18 protein-coding genes are annotated in these 18,358 nt (G+C 69.8%); 14 read left to right on the forward strand and 4 right to left on the reverse strand.

Annotated features, from left to right (window positions below; all coding sequences use genetic code 11):
- The 4 genes from AB0O65_RS03620 to AB0O65_RS03635 are packed head-to-tail and all read left to right on the forward strand — an operon-like array spanning window position 1 to window position 4,076.
- Window positions 1-933 carry an ABC transporter permease gene (locus tag AB0O65_RS03620; protein ID WP_071644989.1) on the forward strand — a complete coding sequence of 311 codons (933 nt, stop codon included), beginning with the start codon at window positions 1-3 and terminating at the stop codon, window positions 931-933.
- Complete coding sequence (locus AB0O65_RS03625) at window positions 920-1,864, forward strand: ABC transporter permease (RefSeq protein WP_191711901.1); 945 nt, start codon at window positions 920-922, stop codon at window positions 1,862-1,864. Before AB0O65_RS03620 ends, AB0O65_RS03625 begins: the two co-directional genes overlap by 14 nt.
- Window positions 1,861-3,507 carry an ABC transporter ATP-binding protein gene (locus tag AB0O65_RS03630; protein ID WP_071644987.1) on the forward strand — a complete coding sequence of 549 codons (1,647 nt, stop codon included), beginning with the start codon at window positions 1,861-1,863 and terminating at the stop codon, window positions 3,505-3,507. The genes AB0O65_RS03625 and AB0O65_RS03630 overlap by 4 nt, the downstream gene beginning before the upstream one ends.
- Window positions 3,504-4,076, forward strand: coding sequence for a PH domain-containing protein (locus AB0O65_RS03635; protein ID WP_313477680.1), 573 nt, complete (start codon window positions 3,504-3,506; stop codon window positions 4,074-4,076). Before AB0O65_RS03630 ends, AB0O65_RS03635 begins: the two co-directional genes overlap by 4 nt.
- A gap of 18 nt (window positions 4,077-4,094) precedes the next feature.
- On the opposite strand, the gene AB0O65_RS03640 is transcribed toward AB0O65_RS03635, so the two are convergent.
- Window positions 4,095-4,859 carry a CPBP family intramembrane glutamic endopeptidase gene (locus AB0O65_RS03640; RefSeq protein ID WP_256221172.1) on the reverse strand — a complete coding sequence of 255 codons (765 nt, stop codon included), beginning with the start codon at window positions 4,857-4,859 and terminating at the stop codon, window positions 4,095-4,097.
- Window positions 4,860-5,049: 190 nt separating this feature from the next.
- Between AB0O65_RS03640 and typA the strand changes: the two genes are divergently transcribed.
- The gene (gene typA, locus AB0O65_RS03645; RefSeq protein ID WP_071644984.1) at window positions 5,050-6,969 is read left to right on the forward strand and encodes a translational GTPase TypA; all 1,920 of its coding nucleotides are present in this window, start codon (window positions 5,050-5,052) and stop codon (window positions 6,967-6,969) included.
- 316 nt (window positions 6,970-7,285) lie between these two features.
- Window positions 7,286-8,167: a phospholipase gene (locus AB0O65_RS03650; RefSeq protein ID WP_313477682.1), complete on the forward strand. Its 882-nt coding sequence runs from the start codon at window positions 7,286-7,288 to the stop codon at window positions 8,165-8,167.
- A 58-nt stretch (window positions 8,168-8,225) separates the two neighbouring features.
- Here the strand turns inward: AB0O65_RS03650 and AB0O65_RS03655 are convergent, their stop codons facing one another.
- Window positions 8,226-8,771, reverse strand: a complete 546-nt coding sequence (locus AB0O65_RS03655; protein WP_191711898.1) for a helix-turn-helix domain-containing protein — start codon at window positions 8,769-8,771, stop codon at window positions 8,226-8,228.
- Between the two features lie 65 nt (window positions 8,772-8,836).
- Here AB0O65_RS03655 and AB0O65_RS03660 point away from each other — a divergent pair, with 65 nt between their 5' ends.
- The 6 genes from AB0O65_RS03660 to AB0O65_RS03685 all read left to right on the forward strand — a co-directional run bounded on the left by AB0O65_RS03660 (window position 8,837) and on the right by AB0O65_RS03685 (window position 13,222).
- Complete coding sequence (locus AB0O65_RS03660; RefSeq protein WP_191711897.1) at window positions 8,837-9,565, forward strand: AzlC family ABC transporter permease; 729 nt, start codon at window positions 8,837-8,839, stop codon at window positions 9,563-9,565.
- Window positions 9,562-9,876, forward strand: a complete 315-nt coding sequence (locus tag AB0O65_RS03665) for an AzlD domain-containing protein (RefSeq protein ID WP_071644981.1) — start codon at window positions 9,562-9,564, stop codon at window positions 9,874-9,876. Before AB0O65_RS03660 ends, AB0O65_RS03665 begins: the two co-directional genes overlap by 4 nt.
- A gap of 53 nt (window positions 9,877-9,929) precedes the next feature.
- On the forward strand, window positions 9,930-10,322 hold the full coding sequence (locus AB0O65_RS03670) for a histidinol dehydrogenase (RefSeq protein WP_071644980.1): 393 nt from the start codon (window positions 9,930-9,932) through the stop codon (window positions 10,320-10,322).
- A gap of 19 nt (window positions 10,323-10,341) precedes the next feature.
- Window positions 10,342-10,662, forward strand: coding sequence for a ferredoxin (gene fdxA, locus AB0O65_RS03675; RefSeq protein ID WP_071644979.1), 321 nt, complete (start codon window positions 10,342-10,344; stop codon window positions 10,660-10,662).
- Complete coding sequence (gene dapC / locus AB0O65_RS03680; protein ID WP_363383144.1) at window positions 10,663-11,775, forward strand: succinyldiaminopimelate transaminase; 1,113 nt, start codon at window positions 10,663-10,665, stop codon at window positions 11,773-11,775.
- 157 nt (window positions 11,776-11,932) lie between these two features.
- Window positions 11,933-13,222: a citrate synthase gene (locus AB0O65_RS03685; RefSeq protein WP_071644977.1), complete on the forward strand. Its 1,290-nt coding sequence runs from the start codon at window positions 11,933-11,935 to the stop codon at window positions 13,220-13,222.
- Window positions 13,223-13,333: 111 nt separating this feature from the next.
- Here AB0O65_RS03685 and AB0O65_RS03690 read toward each other — a convergent pair whose 3' ends face one another.
- Window positions 13,334-14,839, reverse strand: a complete 1,506-nt coding sequence (locus tag AB0O65_RS03690; RefSeq protein ID WP_071644976.1) for a DEAD/DEAH box helicase — start codon at window positions 14,837-14,839, stop codon at window positions 13,334-13,336.
- A gap of 196 nt (window positions 14,840-15,035) precedes the next feature.
- The gene (gene dapD, locus AB0O65_RS03695) at window positions 15,036-15,989 is read right to left on the reverse strand and encodes a 2,3,4,5-tetrahydropyridine-2,6-dicarboxylate N-succinyltransferase (RefSeq protein WP_313477686.1); all 954 of its coding nucleotides are present in this window, start codon (window positions 15,987-15,989) and stop codon (window positions 15,036-15,038) included.
- Between the two features lie 64 nt (window positions 15,990-16,053).
- Here dapD and dapE point away from each other — a divergent pair, with 64 nt between their 5' ends.
- Complete coding sequence (gene dapE, locus AB0O65_RS03700) at window positions 16,054-17,127, forward strand: succinyl-diaminopimelate desuccinylase (RefSeq protein WP_071644974.1); 1,074 nt, start codon at window positions 16,054-16,056, stop codon at window positions 17,125-17,127.
- Complete coding sequence (locus tag AB0O65_RS03705) at window positions 17,109-18,323, forward strand: hypothetical protein (protein WP_363383149.1); 1,215 nt, start codon at window positions 17,109-17,111, stop codon at window positions 18,321-18,323. Before dapE ends, AB0O65_RS03705 begins: the two co-directional genes overlap by 19 nt.
- Window positions 18,324-18,358: the final 35 nt, after the last annotated feature.

Here is an 18,358-nt window from a genome sequence, read left to right on the forward strand (position 1 = left end):
ATGGCCGTTTACATCCTCAAGCGGATCCTGCAGGCGATTCCGGTGTTCTTCGGAGCGACCCTGCTGATCTATTTCATGGTCTTCGCCATGCCGGGCGATCCGATCGCCGGTCTGTTCGGAGACAAGCAGCCGAACCCTGCTCTGCTCGAGCGTCTTCGCGCCGAGTACCACCTCGACGAGCCGTTCCTCGTGCAGTACGGCTACTACATCGCGGGGATCTTCCGGCTCGACTTCGGCACGAGCTTCTCCGGCCAGCCGGTCGCAGACGTCCTCGCCCGCACGTTCCCCGTCACGCTGCGTCTCGCCGTGATGGCCGTGGGCATCGCCTTCGTGCTGGCCATCATCATCGGCCTGTTCTCGGCGCTCGGCAAGGGCGGCATCTTCGACAACTCGATGCTCGTGCTCGCGCTGATCTTCATCGCCGTGCCGATCTTCGTGCTCTCGTTCCTGGCGCAGTACTTCCTCGCCATCCAACTCGGGTGGTTCAGACCCACCGTCGGAGCGAACAACGACTGGGGCGATCTCTGGCTGCCGGCCTGGGTGCTCGGCTTCAGCGTCTACGCGACCAGCATGCGGCTCACGCGCGCGTCCACGATCGACACGCTCGGCCAGGACTGGGTGCGCACGGCGTACAGCAAGGGACTGTCGCGAGGACGCGTCATCCCCGTGCACGTGCTGCGCAACTCGCTCATCCCGATGGTCACGGACCTCGGCACCGTGTTCGGTGTGCTGATGGTCGGTGCGACCGTCACGGAGGGCATCTTCAACGTCCCCGGCGTCGGTAACACCCTGTATCAGGCGATCATCCGAGGGGAGAACCCCACGGTCGTGTCGTTCGTGACGGTGTTCGTCGTCGTGTACGTGCTCATCAACCTCGTCGTGGATCTCATCTACGGCCTGCTCGACCCGAGGATCCGCTATGTCACGACCTGACCTCGACCGCGGCCACTTCGTCGCACCGGCCGACACCACGTCGGTTCCCGTCGACGTCGTGCGCATCGACGCCAAGCCCAGCAACCTGTGGCTGGACGCCTGGCGCGACCTGCGTCGGCGTCCGCTGTTCTGGATCTCCGCGGCGTTCGTCCTGCTGGTGATCATCGTCGCCCTCGCGCCGACCCTGTTCACCCAGGTCGCCCCGAACTCGGGGTGCCAGCTCGCGGACAGCAACAAGGGCCCCGCCGACGGGCATCCGCTCGGCTTCACCCGTCAGGGATGCGACATCTACGCGCGCACGATCTGGGGAACCCGCACCTCGCTCATCGTCGGCGTGCTGGCCACCCTGATCAGCACCATCGTCGGCGTCGTCATGGGCGCGCTGGCCGGCTTCTACGGCGGCTGGCTGGACTCGGTGCTCTCGCGCATCGGCGACATCTTCTTCACGATCCCCTACATCATCGCGGGCATCGTCGTCATGTCGGTGCTGCCGGATCGCAACGAGCTCGTGCTGGCATTCGCGATCGGCGGTTTCGCCTGGGCATCGACCGCGCGCATCATGCGCGCCGAGGTGCTGCGCGTGAAGCAGGCCGACTTCGTGATGGGGGCCGAGTCGATCGGCATGTCGAGGTTCAAGACGCTGCTGGTGCACGTGCTGCCCAACGCGATGGCTCCCGTCATCGTCGTCGCCACGCTGTCGCTCGCCGGCGCGATCGTCGCCGAGGCCACCCTGTCGTTCCTGGGCGTCGGTCTGGGCAGCGGCACCATGTCGTGGGGTCTGGACATCAGCCAGGCTCAGACCAACATCCGCACGGCGCCGATGGCGCTGTTCTGGCCGTCGCTCGCCCTGACCCTCACCGTGCTGGCGTTCGTCACGCTCGGTGAGCTGCTGCGCGACGCCGTCGACCCGAAGGCGAGGGCTCAGCGATGACCGAACCTCTGCTCAGAGTGCGCGACCTGCGCGTCGCGTTCCGCAGCGGCAAGAAGACCCGCGAAGTGCTGCACGGTGTGAGCTTCGACATGATGGCCGGCGAGACGCTGGCGATCGTGGGGGAGTCCGGGTCGGGCAAGTCGACGACGGCATCCGCGATCATCGGCCTGCTGCCCGGCACCGGGCACGTCACCGCCGGCAGCATCACTCTCGACGGACGCGAGCTGACCACCGCGAAGCGGGCCGAGCTCGAGCACATCCGCGGACGTGACATCGGATATGTGCCGCAGGACCCGATGTCGAACCTCAACCCGGTGTGGTCGGTCGGCTTCCAGGTCAAGGAGGCCGTGCGCGCCAACGGGCTGGCGCAAGGACGCCAGGAGGTGCACGACCGCGCCGTCGAGGTGCTGCAGCAGGCGGGCCTCAGCGACGCCGCACGTCGGATGCACCAGTTCCCCCACCAGTTCTCGGGCGGGATGCGACAGCGCGCGCTGATCGGGATCGGCCTCGCGGCCGACCCGCAGCTGCTGATCGCCGACGAGCCGACCAGCGCGCTGGACGTGACGGTGCAGCGGGTGATCCTCGATCACCTGGCGAGCCTGACCAGCGAGCGCGGCACGTCGGTGCTGCTGATCACCCATGACCTCGGTCTGGCCGGTGAGCGCGCCGACCGCATCATCGTGATGAACCAGGGTGAGATCGTCGAGGCCGGCCCCAGCGTCGAGATCCTCTCGCGGCCGCAGCACCCGTACACGCAGCGGCTGGTGGCCGCCGCGCCCAGCCTCGCCTCGAAGCGGATCGGCGTGGTCACCACCCGCGAGGAGCCGAAGGCGCAGACGGCTCCGGCCGTGGTGGAGGTGCGCGACCTCGTCAAGCAGTACTCCATCCGCAGCGGCGGACTGCGCAGCGAGAAGTTCCTCGCCGTCGACGGCGTCTCGTTCTCGATCCCCCGGGGCAAGACGCTCGCGCTCGTGGGCGAGTCGGGGTCGGGCAAGTCGACGGTGGCGAAGATGCTGCTGCAGCTCGAGAAGCCCACCGACGGCGAGATCCTCATCGACGGCGAGGCGACCAGCGCCATGTCGCGCGCAGACGTGTTCAGACTGCGTCGGCGCATGCAGCCGGTGTTCCAGGATCCGTACGGATCCCTCGACCCGCTGCGCAGCATCGGCAGCCTCATCAGCGAGCCGCTGCACGTGCACGGCATCGGCACGCGCGACGAGCAGCACAAGCGCTCTCTCGAGCTGCTCGACCAGGTCTCGCTGCCCCGCGAGCTGGCGGAGCGGTACCCGAACGAGCTGTCCGGTGGTCAGCGTCAGCGCGTCGCGATCGCTCGCGCGCTGGCTCTCAAACCCGACATCGTCGTGCTCGACGAGGCCGTCTCGGCGCTCGACGTGCTCGTGCAGGACCAGATCCTGCACCTGCTCTCGGATCTGCAGAACGAGCTCGGTCTGACCTACCTGTTCATCACGCACGACCTCGCGGTCGTGCGGGTGGCAGCCGATCTCGTCTGCGTCATGGAGAAGGGCAGGATCGTCGAGCAGGGCACGGTGGACTCCATCTTCACCGACCCACAGGAGGAGTACACGCGTCGTCTGCTCGACGCGATCCCCGGCGCCTCGCTGCCGCTCGGCGGCGGTCTGTGACGCCCGAGCAATCCGCGACACCAGCCGGCGCCGCCTCTCTCCGCAACAGGGGAGGGGTGGCGCTGCTGGTGATCTGCGCGGCGCTCTCGGCGGTGCTGCTCGTCGACGCCGCGGTCCGAGCCGACATCGGCACCGCGCTGCTGCTCGCCCCGTGGCCGCTGCTGGTGCTGTGGAGCATCTACGTCATCGGCGTCGCCTCGCGCGTGCGCCCACAGCGCGACGGCGTGTTCGTGCAGAACCTGCTGCGCACGATCTTCGTGCCCTGGGCGCGGGTGCAGCAGATCCGGATGCGCTGGCAGATCGAGATCGCCCTCGACGACGGCTCGCAGATCACCTGCTTCGGCGGTCCCGCCACGCGCCGACCGCAGCGGCTCGGACCCGGGCGCACCAAAGAGGATGCGAACGAGCGCGCCGATGACGCTGTCGCGGCGCTGCGCAAGGCGAAGGCGGGCGCGACGCCGGTCACCCCGGTGCCGCCCGTGCGGCGCGGCTGGGACATCCTGTCCCTCGCCGCGTTGCTCGTGATCGTCGCCTGGGCCGTGGCGGCTGTGCTGATCACCCGCGGCTGAGGCGCGGCCTGCGGAACGTCAGGCGGACAGTCCGAACAGAGCCGGCCAGGTCGAGGCGGCCCACGGGTAGCCGACGAAGACGATCGCGTCGATCGCGAAGTGCGCGACGAGGAACGGCACCAGACGTCGGGTGCGGGCGAACAGCCAGCCGAAGAGCAGGCCCATCGCGAGGTTGCCGATGAAGGCGCCGGGGCCCTGGTACAGGTGATAGCTCGCGCGCAGCACGCTGGTCGCGACGATGATCGGCCAGACGCCCCAGCCGAGCTGTCTGAGCCTGGCGAACAGGTAGCCGAGCACGACGACCTCCTCCTGGATGGATGCCCGGGCCGCCGACAGCAGCAGGATGGGCACCGTCCACCAGTGGGCGTCGAGCCCGGCAGGATCCACGGCGACGAACCAGCCCAGCGCACGGCCGGCGACGTAGAGCGCGATTCCCGGGATGCCGATGACGGCCACCAGAGCGAGGCCCCAGCCGATGTCGCGCGCGGGTCTCGTGCCGTCGATCCCGAGCATCCCGAGATGCGGGCGGCGTGATCGCCACAGCAGGAAGCAGACCAGCAGCACGGGCACGATCCCGAAGCCGATTGAGAGGAGCTGATAGATGAGGTCGAACACCTCGCGGTCGCTGCGCGACGGGTTCAGCGTCGCCGTCTGATCGGCCAGGGGAGTGGAGTCGGTGAGCCGATAGGCGAGCTGCACGATGGCGTACACCGCCGACTGGCCGAGCCCCAGAGCGAGGACGATCGCGATCTCCCACCACAGCCGCGTCCTGGTCGCCGTCACCCTCTCGATCGTAGATGGCGCCGTTCGGATAGCTCAATTGGCGGCATCCGGGCCCTGGACAGTGCCAGTTGAGCGATTCGAACGGGTCAGGCACTGTTCAGAGAGCGTGCGCTATTCTGGAACGTCGCTCTCGTTCATTCGGCACACGCGGCATCCCATCTCACACCAAAATCCGCATTGGACTTCTTGAATGGCGCACGCCCTCCGCTCTGACCTCCGAAACGTCGCGATCGTCGCACACGTCGACCACGGCAAGACCACTCTCGTCGATGCCATGCTTCGTCAGACCGGCTCGTTCGGCGAGCACGCGCACGTCGAAGAACGCGCGATGGACTCCAACGACCTCGAGCGTGAGAAGGGCATCACGATCCTCGCCAAGAACACGGCGATCACGTACTCGGGGAAGCACTCCGAGACGCCCGTGACGATCAACGTCGTCGACACCCCCGGTCACGCCGACTTCGGTGGCGAGGTCGAGCGCGCGCTGTCGATGGTCGACGGCGTCGTGCTGCTGGTCGACTCCTCCGAGGGTCCGCTGCCGCAGACCCGCTTCGTGCTGCGCAAGGCTCTCGAGGCGAAGCTGCCCGTCATCCTGCTGGTGAACAAGACCGACCGGGCGGATGCCCGCATCGCCGAGGTCGAAGAAGAGGCCCACGACCTGCTGCTCGGCCTCGCCAGCGACCTGCAGGACGACGTGCCCGACCTCGACGTCGACGCTCTGCTCGACGTGCCGGTGGTCTACGCCTCGGGACGCGCGGGAGCAGCATCGCGCAACCGCCCCGCGAACGGCGAGCTGCCCGACAACGACGACCTCGAGCCCCTGTTCGAGGCGATCCTCGAGCACGTGCCCGCACCGTCGTACGACGACGAGGCGCCGCTGCAGGCGTGGGTCACCAACCTCGACTCCTCGGCGTTCCTCGGCCGCCTCGCGCTGCTGCGCGTGTTCAACGGCACGCTCAAGAAGGGTCAGACCGTCGCCTGGGTGCGCCAGGACGGCACCACCCAGAACGCGCGCATCACCGAGCTGCTGATGACCAAGGCGCTCGAGCGCTACCCGGCCGAGTCGGCCGGACCCGGCGACATCGCCGTGATCGCCGGCTTCGCGGACATCATGATCGGCGAGACCATCGCCGACCCGGTGGACGTGCGCCCGCTGCCGCAGATCAGCGTCGACGAGCCGTCGATCTCGATGACCATCGGCACGAACACCTCGCCGCTGGTCGGCAAGGTCAAGGGACACAAGCTCACCGCTCGCATGGTGAAGGACCGCCTCGACCGCGAGCTGATCGGAAACGTGTCGCTGCGCGTGAACGACATCGGCCGCCCCGACGTGTGGGAGGTGCAGGGCCGCGGTGAGCTGCAGCTCGCCATCCTGGTCGAGAACATGCGTCGCGAGGGCTTCGAGCTCACCGTCGGCAAGCCGCAGGTCGTCACCCGAAAGGGAGAGGACGGCAAGGTGCACGAGCCATACGAGCACCTCACGATCGACGTGCCCGAGGAGCACCTGGGCGCGGTCACGCAGCTGATGGCCAACCGCCGCGGCCGCATGGAGAACATGGTCAACCACGGCACCGGCTGGATCCGCATGGAATTCATCGTGCCCTCGCGCGGCCTGATCGGCTTCCGCACCGAGTTCCTCTCGATCACCCGCGGCACCGGCATCGCCAACGCCATCTCGCACGGCTACGACGCGTGGGCAGGCTCGATCGTCGCCCGCCAGAACGGCTCGATCGTCGCCGACCGGGCCGGCGTCGTCACCCCGTTCGCCATGATCGCCCTGCAGGAGCGCATGTCGTTCTTCGTCAGGCCGACCGAAGAGGTCTACGAGGGCATGGTCGTGGGTGAGAACTCGCGTGCGGATGACATGGACGTGAACATCACCAAGGAGAAGAAGCTCACCAACATGCGCTCGGCCACGGCCGACAGCTTCGAGTCGATGACGCCGCCGCGCATCCTCTCCCTCGAGGAGTCGCTGGAGTTCGCCCGCGAGGATGAGTGCGTCGAGGTCACGCCGGAGGCCGTGCGCATCCGCAAGGTGATCCTCGACCAGACCATCCGCGGTCGTGAGACGTCGCGGCTGAAGCGTCAGGACGCCAACGCCCACGCCTGACCTTCCCGTTTTCCGCCGAGGCCTCCTCGCCGCATCCGCGCCCCTTCGGGCGAGGACGCCGCGAGGGGGCCTTCGGCATGAACGGACATCTCGAGCCGCCCGCGAGCGAACGGAAGGTAACGAACGCATAACACACTTTCCCGGACGCGCCGGCGGGTCATTCTCGGCAAGCGCGCACCTCGCGTCCAGATGAGAGCAGGGTTGCGTCCAGGTGCACGGGACAGTGTTGTCTCTCGTGCCCGGGAAACGGTGCTCCCATGAGCGCGCCCCGTGAGGGTCCGGGCCGTCGACAACCCGAAGGTCGAAACCTCACCCCATGATCGATACCCAGAACACGCGTGCGTCCCACCGGGTCGCACACCTGACGTCGGCCCACTCCCGTCTGCGCCGTCCGCTGCTCGCCGTGGCCGTCGGAGCCGTGCTGACCGCGACGGCCGCCGCCGGAGTGGTCTTCGCGCCGGCCGCGCTCGGCGCCATCCCCACCGAACACGCTCTGGAGCAGGCCGCCGACGCCGCGGAAGACGGCAAGATCGCACTGGTGAACGCCGAGTCGCTGAACAACGTGGTCGCCCAGGTCGACTTCCCCATGCAGACCGAGCAGACCCAGGTCGACCTGCACGCTCTCACCGCCGATGTGAAGCGGCTCACCCAGGCCGATGACCTCTCGTCGCAGGAAGTGGACGAGCTGACCGCCGAGGTTGTGCTCGGCACGGTCATCGTGCAGTCGAAGACCTCCGACCTGCAGGAATCCCTCACCGCCGCCAAGCAGGCGGAGGCCGAGCGCGTCGCAGCCGAGGCAGCGCGGGCGCAGGCGGAGGCCGAGCGGATCGCGGCGGAGAAGGCCGCCGAGGAGAAGCGTCGGGCAGAGGCGGCCCTCGCCGCCGCCAACACCCCCGAAGGCGCGAAGGCGACCGCTCGTGCGATGGCCGCCGAGCGGTACGGCTGGGGCGAGGGCGAGTTCTCGTGCCTCGTCAACCTGTGGACCAAGGAGTCCGGCTGGAACTACCAGGCGTACAACGCCGACGGCGGAGCCACGGGCATCCCGCAGTCGCTGCCCGGCAGCAAGATGGCGACCGCCGGCGCCGACTGGCGCACGAACGCGGCGACGCAGATCGCCTGGGGGCTCGGCTACATCGAGCGCGCCTACGGCTCACCGTGCGCCGCGTGGGGTCACTCCCAGGCCGTGAACTGGTACTGATTCCCGGCCCGCCCGGCCCGGCCCGCGCGGCCGGCCCCGCGGTGGGCGAAGCGATGCGTCAGCGCAGCTCCGACACCAGCACTGCACTGGTGCCGGGGCTGCGCGCCTCGAAGATGTGCGGCGCGTCGCCGGCGTACGACAGGTAGTCGCCGGGGTGCAGCAGCTCGGGCGCGTCGTCCGGGCCGACCACAGCCTCGCCGCTGACCAGCACCATGTGCTCGGTCGTGCCCGAACGGTGCGGCAGTGAGCGCCTGGGCTCGCCCGGCTCGGCCTGGATGAGGTAGATGTCGCGTCGCGTGCCGGGGGCTGCGGCCGACAGCAGGGTGGCCAGATAGGGGGATGCCGCTGACGGGACGCCCGCGTGATCGCCGAGGCGGATGAGGCGTGCCGCCGGGGCGCGGTCATCGACGAGCGTCGAGAACGGCACCCCGAGTGCGTCGCCGATGGCCCAGAGCGTCTCGACGCTGGGATTGCCGGAGCCGCTCTCGAGCTGGGAGACCGTGGCCTTGGACACGCCCGCGCGGCGCGCCAGCTCGGAGACCGAGAGGCCGGCGCCCTCCCGCTCGCGGCGCAGGGCGAGGGCGAGGCGTGCGCGCAGATCCATCTGTTCAGTATGACAAACGTTCGTTCGATTTGACGAGATGCCCGGGCCTGTTCAGAATGATGGGCATGCGTTCAGCAGAGCGAACACAAGAGGCGGGCCACGCGGTCCGCGAGGTCTGGCGGGAGGGCCTCGGCGTCGCCATCGCGACCAGCGCGTACGGCATCTCGTTCGGCGCCCTGGCCGTGGCGTCCGGCCTCGACGTCTGGCAGACCTGCGTGCTGAGCCTGCTGATGTTCACCGGCGGCTCGCAGTTCGCCTTCATCGGCGTGTTCGGTGCCGGCGGCATCGCCGCTCTGCCGTCGGCGGTCGCCTCTGCTGCGCTGCTCGGAGTGCGCAACGTCGCGTACGGCATGCGGCTGTCGTCGATCATCGGCGGTGGATTCTGGCGACGGGCCGCGGCCGCGCAGGTGACCATCGACGAATCCACGGCGGTCGCCATCTCCCAGCAGACGCCGCGGCTGCGTCGGCTCGGGTTCTGGCTCACCGGCCTCGGAGTGTTCATCGGCTGGAACCTCACCACGCTGGCCGGCGCCCTGCTGGGCGACGTGCTCGGCGACCCGAAGGCCTGGGGGCTGGACGCGGCGGCTGCCGCCGCGTTCCTCGCCCTGCTCTGGCCGCGGCTGCGGGAGCGTCAGGCCATCGCCGTCGGCGTGGCCGCCGCCGTCGTCGCCGCCGGTCTCACGCCCCTTCTCATGCCGGGTCTGCCGGTGCTCGTCGCCGCGCTCGTGGCGATCGTGGTCGGCTGGTTCAACTGGTTCGGCCGCAGGAATGCGACAGTGGAGGCCTCACGATGACCGTCTGGAGTGCGGTGCTGCTCGCCGCCTGCATCTGCGTCGGACTCAAGGCCGTCGGATACCTCGTGCCCGCCAGGCTGCTGGAAGCGCCGAAGCCTGCCCGCATCTCGGATCTGCTCACCGTGGCGCTGCTGGGCGCCCTCGTCGCCGTGCAGACCCTCGGCGCCGGTCAGGCGGTGATGGTCGATGCCAGGGTGCCGGCCGTGCTCGTCGCGGCCGGGCTGCTGTGGATGCGCCAGTCGTTCCTCGTGGTCGTGTTCGCCGCGGCCGCCGTCGCCGCGCTGCTGCGGATGGTGGGTCTCGCCGCGTGAGCGCACCTCAGGCGCCCGACAGCGGCGCCCAGTAGGCTGAGCCGGTGCGCAGAATGCTCTCCCGAGGTGTCTCGTGGCTGGCCGCGGCCCTGGTCGGGGCCGTCTACGGTGTCGCGGCGACCATCGCGCACAGCTTCACGATCGGTCCCGTCCCCGTCGGGATGATCCTCGGCGGCATCGCGTGCGCAGCCCTGCTCGTCGCGCTTCGCGCCCTCACCGGCGACCGGTGGGCGGCACTCGCCGCAGGACTGGGCATGATGGCGCTGCTGCTGGTGATCTCGCAGCGCGGACCGGGGGGATCGATCGTCGTCCCGAACACCGCCCTCGGCAACATCTGGATGTACGTCGCCGCGGGCATCGTCATGCTGATCGTGGCCTGGCCGGACACCCGGCGGCTGAGCGAACTGTCCGCACGCGCGGCCGCAACGCAGGGCGAGGGGCGCTGAGGCGTCGTAGACTGAGCACGTGACGTACGTGATCGCCCTTCCCTGCGTCGATGTCAAGGACCGCGCCTGCATCGATGAGTGCCCCGTGGACTGCATCTACGAAGGCGAGCGGATGCTGTACATCCACCCCGACGAGTGCGTGGACTGCGGCGCCTGCGAGCCGGTCTGCCCGGTCGAGGCGATCTACTACGAAGACGACCTGCCCGAGGAGTGGGCCGACTACTACAAGGCCAACGTCGAGTTCTTCAAGGAGATCGGCTCTCCCGGCGGCGCATCGAAGGTCGGCGTCTACGACTTCGACCACCCGGTGGTCACCGCCCTGCCGCCGCAGGGGGACTGAGTGGGAGTCCGGGATCTCGCGGACTACCCCTGGGACGCGGTGATCCCCTACCGTGACCGCGCGGCCCAGCATCCCGACGGTCTCGTCGATCTGTCGATCGGCTCGCCGGTCGACCCCACCCCCGAGGTGATCCGCCGCGCTCTCGCCGAGGCGACCGACGCGCACGCCTACCCGCAGACCGTGGGAACGAGCGACGTGCGCATCGCCATCGTCGACTGGTACGCCCGCCGTCGCGGGGTGCCCGATCTCACCGACGCGAACGTCATGCCGACGATCGGCTCGAAGGAGCTCGTCGCGCTGCTGCCCCTTCTGCTCGGCCTCGGGCCGGGGGATGTCGTCGTGCACCCCCGCGTCGCCTACCCGACCTACGCGGTCGGTGCGGCGGTCGCCGGTGCGACCGCCGTCGCCGCCGACGATCCGGCTGAGTGGCCGGAGGGTGCGAAGCTCATCTGGATCAACAGCCCCGGAAACCCCGACGGTCGCACGTGGGACCTCGAGGCGCTCACGGCGGCCGTGCGACGGGCTCGCGAGCTCGGCGCCGTGCTGGCGAGCGACGAATGCTACGCCGAGCTCGGGTGGGAGGGTCCCTGGCAGAGCCAGATGATCCCGTCGGTTCTCGACCCCCGCGTCACCGGGGGCAGCCGGGCGGATCTGCTCAGCGTCTACTCGCTGAGCAAGCAGTCGAACCTCGCCGGATACCGGGCCGCGTTCATCGCCGGGTGCTCGACGCTGATCGGCGATGTCCTCGCTGCGCGCAAGCACCTCGGTCTGATGCCACCCGCTCCGGTGCAGCACGCGATGGCGGTGGCCCTGCGAGACGACGAGCACGTCGCCGCCCAGAAGCGGCTGTACCGGCAGCGCCGCGACGTGCTGCTGCCCGCGCTCATCGAGGCGGGTTTCCGCATCGACGGATCGGAGGCGGGCCTGTACCTCTGGGCGACGGAGGGGCGAGACGCCTGGGAGTCGATGGATCGCCTCGCCTCACTCGGCATCCTGGCGGGCCCCGGCCATTTCTACGGCGACCACTCCGCGCAGCACGTACGTCTGTCGCTGACCGCGCCCCTCGAGCGGATCAGGCAGGCTGCGACGCGTCTGACCGGCGCCGATCGCTGATCTTTGTGCGCACCGCGCGGTGATGACGTTCATCTCTTGGCGGATGTCACAGTAGGCCGACGTCACGGCTAGGCTGTAGGGGCGATGGGGTCTGCCGGACCGGCGCTGCGTGCGTCTCTCATCGCCCACGACGACACGAACGCAGCAGGAGGTTGGCGTGAGCGCAGCTCAGCCCGAGAAGGCGACTCTTTCGATCGGCGACACCACGGCGGAGTTCCCCGTCGTCCGCGGAAGCAGCGGCACCGACAGCATCGACTTCTCGACGCTCACGCGTCAGACCGGGTACACGGGCCTCGACTACGGCTTCGTGAACACCGCGTCCACCAAGTCAGCCGTCACCTTCATCGACGGAGATCAGGGGATCCTCCGCTACCGGGGATACCCGATCGAGCAGATCGCGAAGAACTGCAGCTACCTCGAGGTGGCGTGGCTGCTGATCTACGGCGAGCTGCCGACGGCGACCGAGCTCGCCGAGTTCGACGAGAAGATCCGTCGGCACACGCTGCTGCACGAAGACCTCAAGCACTTCTTCTCGGCTCTGCCGCACACCGCGCACCCGATGTCGGTGCTGTCGTCGGCGGTCGCCGCCCTGTCGACCTACTACGAGGGCCAGACCGACCCGCACAATCCCGAGCACGTCGAGCTGAACATGGTGCGCATGCTCGCCAAGCTGCCGGTCATCGCCGCGTACGCGCACAAGAAGAGCATCGGACAGGCCTTCCTGTATCCGGACAACTCGCTGAGCTTCGTCGACAACTTCCTCAAGCTCAACTTCGGCGTGCACAGCGAGCCGTACGAGGTCAACCCGGTGATGTCGAAGGCGCTCGAGCTGCTGCTGATCCTGCACGAGGATCACGAGCAGAACGCATCCACGTCCACCGTGCGTCTGGTCGGCTCGACCGGAGCCAACCAGTTCGCATCGATCTCCGCCGGCATCCAGGCGCTCTCCGGTCCGCTGCACGGCGGGGCGAACGAAGCGGTGCTGACCATGCTCGGGCAGATCCGCGAGTCGGGACAGAGCGTGCAGCGCTTCGTCGAGAGCGTGAAGAACAAGGAAGCCGGCGTGAAGCTGATGGGCTTCGGGCATCGCGTGTACAAGAACTACGACCCGCGCGCGAAGCTGGTCAAGGAAGCCGCCGACGAGGTGCTCGCCGAGCTCGGCGTGACCGACCCGCTGCTCGATCTGGCCAAGGAGCTCGAGGAGATCGCCCTCGCCGACGACTACTTCAAGGAGCGTCGTCTCTACCCCAACGTCGACTTCTACACCGGCGTCATCTACAAGGCGATGGGCTTCCCGACGCGCATGTTCACGGTGCTGTTCGCGATCGGCCGCCTTCCCGGCTGGCTGGCGCAGTGGCGCGAGCTGAACCTCGATCCGCAGACCAAGATCGGTCGCCCGCAGCAGCTGTACGTCGGCTCGCCCGAGCGCTCCTTCCCGACGCGCTGAGCCGCAGGGGAGCGAACCGCTCCGCGCACCCGGCCGCGCTGTCATGACAGAACTGCCCGCCACGGATTCCCGTGGCGGGCAGTTCTGTCTGTGCGGTCAGCCAGTGCGGGGTCAGCGTCCCTGCGCGCGGCTGGCGCGGCGCGAGCCGGTGCGGGCGCGACCGGCGCTGTGCTGCTGACCGTTCGACGCGGGACGAGCCGCCCCGTGGTCGCTCTGGCGCTGCTGGCCCGCCGGTGAGCCGGTCTGCGTGGAGTAGCGCGGCTGGCTGCTCTGTGCGTGCGAGCGTGCGCGCTCGCGGCCGCCGTCCGTGCGCTGGGCGGTGTCGCCGGCGCGACCGGAGCGACGGCGGCCCGAGCCGGAGCGTCCGCCGCCCTGGCCGCCGGGCTGCGGGGCCGACTTCGCCTTGGGCTGGTTCTGCTGCGGCGCGACGGGAGCCGTCTTGACCTTCGGGGCGCGCTCGCCGACCAGCTCGTCGACGATGGCGGGCGTGACGTCCTCCATCGCGACCGTGATCTGCGCCTTGCGCAGGATGTCCTTCACGTCGCGACGCTGCTCGGGCAGCATGAGCGTGACGACGGTGCCCGCAGCACCGGCACGAGCGGTGCGACCCGAGCGGTGCAGGTACGCCTTGTGCTCGACGGGCGGGTCGACGTGCACGACCAGCTCGACGTCGTCGACGTGCACGCCGCGGGCGGCGACATCGGTCGCGACGAGCACGCGCACGCCGCCGTTCGCGGCGTCGGCGCCGAACGCGGCGAGGTTGCGCTCACGCGCGTTCTGGCCGAGGTTGCCGTGCAGGTCGACCGAGGGGATGCCCGCCGAGGTCAGCTGCTTGGCGAGCTTCTTGGCGTGGTGCTTGGTGCGGGTGAACAGGATGCGACGGCCGAGACCGGATGCCAGATCCTCGACGAGCCTCTTCTTGGCATCCGCATCCGATGCGACGAGCACGCGGTGGGTCATCTCCCCCACGGGCACGCTGGCCTCGTCGACCTCGTGGCTGACCGGGCTGCGGAGGAACCGCTTGGCAAGCGCGTCGATGCCGCGGTCGAGGGTGGCGCTGAACAGCAGGCGCTGGCCACCGGCGGGAGTGGCCGCGAGGATGCGGGTGACGCCGGGGAGGAAGCCGAGGTCGGCCATGTGGTCGGCCTCATCGAGCACCGCGACCTCGACGGCGCCGAGCGAGACGACGCCCTGCTTCATGAGGTCTTCGAGCCGGCCGGGGCAGGCCACGACGATGTCGACGCCGGCGCGCAGCGCCTGCTCCTGCGGCCGCTGCGAGACACCGCCGAACACGGTCGTGACGCGCATGCCGACGGCCTCGGCGAGCGGCCGGATGGTGGCGGCGATCTGCGTGGCCAGCTCGCGGGTCGGCGCGAGCACGAGGCCACGGGGCCGGCCGGGCTGCCGGCGGGTGCCGGAGGCCGAGAGACGGGCGACCAGGGGCAGCGCGAACGCGATGGTCTTGCCGCTGCCGGTGCGGCCGCGGCCGAGCAGATCGCGGCCGGCGAGGGAGTCGGGGAGCGTGTCGCGCTGAATGGCGAACGCCTCGGTCTTGCCGTCGGCGGCCAGAACGTCGGCCAGCGCGGCGGGCACGCCGAGATCGAGGAAGGAAGGCATAGGAGTATCTCCAGGAAAGCGCAGCGTGGCTGCGGATGTGGGCGACGGCGCGGGATCGCGCATCGTTTCGCCGCTCGAGTGACCGCGACCGGATGCCGGTGCGGAAGGATTTCGACGACGCAGACGTCTCGCTTCGCGAGGGGCGTCGACTCAACCATACAGCAGCGGTGGCCGCCGGCCTGAGCGTGCGCCGTGATCAGGCGTGCAGCATCTCGTTCAGCGTCACCCCGTGGCCCGAGCGGCGCGAGACCTCGACCGCGCCGGTCAGCGAGTTGCGCCGGTAGAGCAGTCCGCTACGGCCCGACAGCTCGGCGGCCTTCACGGTCTGGCGCTCGCCGTCTGCGCCCGCCGGGGCGTCGGCGACGACGACCTTGGTGCCGGCGGTCAAGTAGAGCCCTGCTTCGACGATGCAGTCGTCGCCGAGGGAGATCCCGATGCCCGCGTTGGCCCCGAGCAGGGTGCGCGCTCCGATCGAGACGCGGTGCTGACCACCGCCCGAGAGGGTGCCCATGATCGACGCCCCGCCTCCGATGTCGCTGCCGTCGCCGACCACGACGCCCTGCGAGATGCGCCCCTCCACCATCGACGCGCCCAGCGTGCCCGCGTTGAAGTTCACGAATCCCTCGTGCATCACCGTGGTTCCGGGGGAGAGGTGCGCGCCGAGGCGAACCCGCGACGCATCGGCGATGCGCACGCCGGCGGGCTGCACGTAGTCGGTGAGGCGCGGGAACTTGTCGAGCCCCTGCACCTGGATCCCGTGCCGCTGCAGCACCGGGCGCAGCGCTGCGGCGTCGGCGGGATGCATGGGGCCGGCGTTGGTCCACGCGACCGTGGGGAGGTGCCCGAAGATCCCGTCGAGGCTGAGCTCGTTGGGGCGCACGAGCAGGTGCGACAGCGCGTGCAGGCGCAGATAGGCGTCAGCCGTCGACGCGACCGGCGCATCGAGGTCGATGGTGAGCTGCACGAGCTCGACCGTCACGCCCCGGCGCTCGTCATCGTCGGCGAAGGCGCCCCAGGTGGATGCGGCGGCGGCCGCGTCATCCGCCTCCTGCGTGCCGAGTCCGAGCTCGGGGTACCAGGCGTCGAGGACGGTGCCGTCGGATGCGATCGTGCTGAGGCCGGTGCCCCAGACCGTGCGTGCAGTGCTCATCCTCCTACGGTACGTCGCCCCGCCGGTTCACGGCGGGATGTGTCGGCGTGGCTAGGCTGGGCGCATGGCGCTGGATCTGACTGCATCCTCTCTCGAGCTCACTCGCACGATCTGCGACATCCCCAGCGTGTCCGGGGCGGAGGCCCCGCTGGCGGACGCGATCGAGGCGGCGGTGCGGTCGTACCCGCATCTCGAGGTGGTGCGCCACGGCAACACGGTCGTCGCCCGCACACAGCTCGGCAGGGCGCAGCGCGTCGTCATCGCCGGTCACATCGACACCGTGCCGATCAACGACAACGTGCCCACCCGCGACATCGAGATCGACGGAGTCGAGTACCTGTGGGGGCGCGGCACGGTCGACATGAAGGCCGGGGTCGCGGTGCAGCTCAAGCTGGCCGCCGAGCTCACCGCGCCCGCGGTCGACATCACCTGGATGTGGTACGACAACGAGGAGGTCGACGCCTCGCTGAACGGCCTCCATCTGCTGGCCCAGACGCGTCCCGATCTGTTCGCCGCCGACTTCGCCATTCTGGGTGAGCCGTCGGACGGGCGCGTGGAGGGCGGATGCAACGGGACGCTGCGAGCGGTCGTCCGCGTGCGCGGCGTTCGCGCGCACAGTGCGCGCTCGTGGATCGGCGAGAACGCGATCCACGCGGCAGCCCCGATCCTCACCCGGCTGGCTGAGTACCGCGCCCGTGAGGTCACGGTCGAGGGGCTGGGCTACCGGGAGGGGCTCAACGCGGTCAGCATCCGCGGCGGTGTCGCCGGCAACGTCATCCCCGATCTGTGCGAGGTTGAGGTGAACTACCGCTTCGCGCCAAGCAAGAGCGTGGCTGACGCCGAGGCTCACGTGCGCGCGGCGTTCGCGGGGTTCGAGGTGGAGATCCTCGACGCGGCCGGAGGCGCGCGTCCGGGACTGGACGCGCCGATCGCGCAGCGGTTCCTCGCGGCCGTCGGGGGCGAGGCGAACGCCAAGTACGGCTGGACGGATGTCGCGCGCTTCTCGGCCATGGGCGTCCCGGCCGTGAACTACGGCCCTGGCGACCCGCACCTCGCGCACCACGACGAGGAGCGCGTCCCGATCGCGCAGATCGACGACGTCGAACGCGGACTGCGCGCGTGGCTCAGCGCGTCCTGACCCGCACGCTGCGCGGCTGGGCGCGGACTCCGGTCACCGCTCGCATCGCGATCATCTACCTGCTGTCGCGGCTGGTGACGACCGGGTTCTTCGCGCTCGCCGCTGCCGGCTCGAACCTCGGCTCGCGTTTCGGAGCCGACCCGACGCTGGGGGACTACGCCCTCGGCTGGGACGCCCAGTGGTACTGGACGGTCGCGGTGTTCGGATACCCGACCACCCTGCCGGTGAACGAGGCGGGGCAGGTGCTCGAGAACGCCTGGGCGTTCATGCCGGTGTACGCCCACCTCGCCCAGCTCGTGGGCCTCGGCGACTGGGCTGCGGGGGCGGTGCTCGTCTCGCTGGTCTCGGGGCTGCTCGCATGCCTCGCCCTGCACCGGCTGCTCCGTCCCCGGATCGGGGCCGCCGCGGCGCTCTGGGCCGTGGCGTTCTTCGCCAGCGGACCGCTCGCCGCGTTGTTCCAGGTGGGATACGCCGAGAGCCTGTTCGTGCTGCTGCTGCTCGTGGCGCTCGACCTCGTCTCCCGCCACCGGTACGGGTGGCTGTACCTGCTCATCCCGGTGATGGGATTCACCCGACCGGGCGTGCTGGCGTTCGCGCTGTTCCTCGGGCTGCACGGCATCTCGAGGTGGCTCGTGCGGGAGAGGCATCCGCTGCTGCCGAAAGACGTCGTGCACATCGTCGCGCTCGGCGCGCTGACGACGCTCGTCGGCTTCTCGTGGCAGGCGATCGCCGGGCTGGTCACGGGGGAGCCCGGAGCCTATCTGCAGACGGAGCTGTCCTGGCGGCGCAACTGGCTCAGCGACCCGTCTGCCGCGTTCATCCCGTTCGAGGGCTTCGTGCGCGGTGCCGAGTTCTGGGCCGGGCAGTGGGGGATGCCGTCCTGGGCGGGCTGGGTGATCCTGGCGCTGCTGGTCGCCGGCGCGGGGTACGCCCTGCTGCGCGCGCGCAGCGTGCGGCGTCTCGGCCTCGACATCCGGCTGTGGAGCGCGAGCTACCTGCTGTACCTGCTCGCGGTGTTCTTCCCGCAGTCGAGCACGTTCCGCCTGCTGATCCCTCTCACGCCGCTCGCCGGCGCTCTCGCGGTGCCACGTGCACGGGCGTACCGGTGGGGGGTGCTGCTGGTGTGCCTGCTGCTGCAGTGGGTGTGGATTCTCGCCATGTACGGCTCGGCGCAGACCTACTGGCAGGTCCCGTGACTCGGATGTGACGCGCGTAACACCGGAGGGTGAGG

It is taken from the genome of Microbacterium sp. NPDC077391, assembly GCF_040686955.1.
GTDB lineage: Bacteria > Actinomycetota > Actinomycetes > Actinomycetales > Microbacteriaceae > Microbacterium > Microbacterium commune.

Excerpts from the sequence above, each read along its gene's own strand:
- AB0O65_RS03620 (WP_071644989.1), top strand. The coding sequence starts at position 1 with ATGGCCGTTTACATCCTCAAGCGGATCCTGCAGGCGATTCCGGTGTTC.
- AB0O65_RS03625 (WP_191711901.1), top strand. The coding sequence starts at position 920 with ATGTCACGACCTGACCTCGACCGCGGCCACTTCGTCGCACCGGCCGAC.
- AB0O65_RS03630 (WP_071644987.1), top strand. The coding sequence starts at position 1,861 with ATGACCGAACCTCTGCTCAGAGTGCGCGACCTGCGCGTCGCGTTCCGC.
- typA (WP_071644984.1), top strand. The coding sequence starts at position 5,050 with ATGGCGCACGCCCTCCGCTCTGACCTCCGAAACGTCGCGATCGTCGCA.
- AB0O65_RS03650 (WP_313477682.1), top strand. The coding sequence starts at position 7,286 with ATGATCGATACCCAGAACACGCGTGCGTCCCACCGGGTCGCACACCTG.
- AB0O65_RS03655 (WP_191711898.1), bottom strand. The coding sequence starts at position 8,771 with ATGGATCTGCGCGCACGCCTCGCCCTCGCCCTGCGCCGCGAGCGGGAG.
- AB0O65_RS03660 (WP_191711897.1), top strand. The coding sequence starts at position 8,837 with ATGCGTTCAGCAGAGCGAACACAAGAGGCGGGCCACGCGGTCCGCGAG.
- AB0O65_RS03665 (WP_071644981.1), top strand. The coding sequence starts at position 9,562 with ATGACCGTCTGGAGTGCGGTGCTGCTCGCCGCCTGCATCTGCGTCGGA.
- AB0O65_RS03670 (WP_071644980.1), top strand. The coding sequence starts at position 9,930 with ATGCTCTCCCGAGGTGTCTCGTGGCTGGCCGCGGCCCTGGTCGGGGCC.
- AB0O65_RS03690 (WP_071644976.1), bottom strand. The coding sequence starts at position 14,839 with ATGCCTTCCTTCCTCGATCTCGGCGTGCCCGCCGCGCTGGCCGACGTT.
- dapD (WP_313477686.1), bottom strand. The coding sequence starts at position 15,989 with ATGAGCACTGCACGCACGGTCTGGGGCACCGGCCTCAGCACGATCGCA.
- dapE (WP_071644974.1), top strand. The coding sequence starts at position 16,054 with ATGGCGCTGGATCTGACTGCATCCTCTCTCGAGCTCACTCGCACGATC.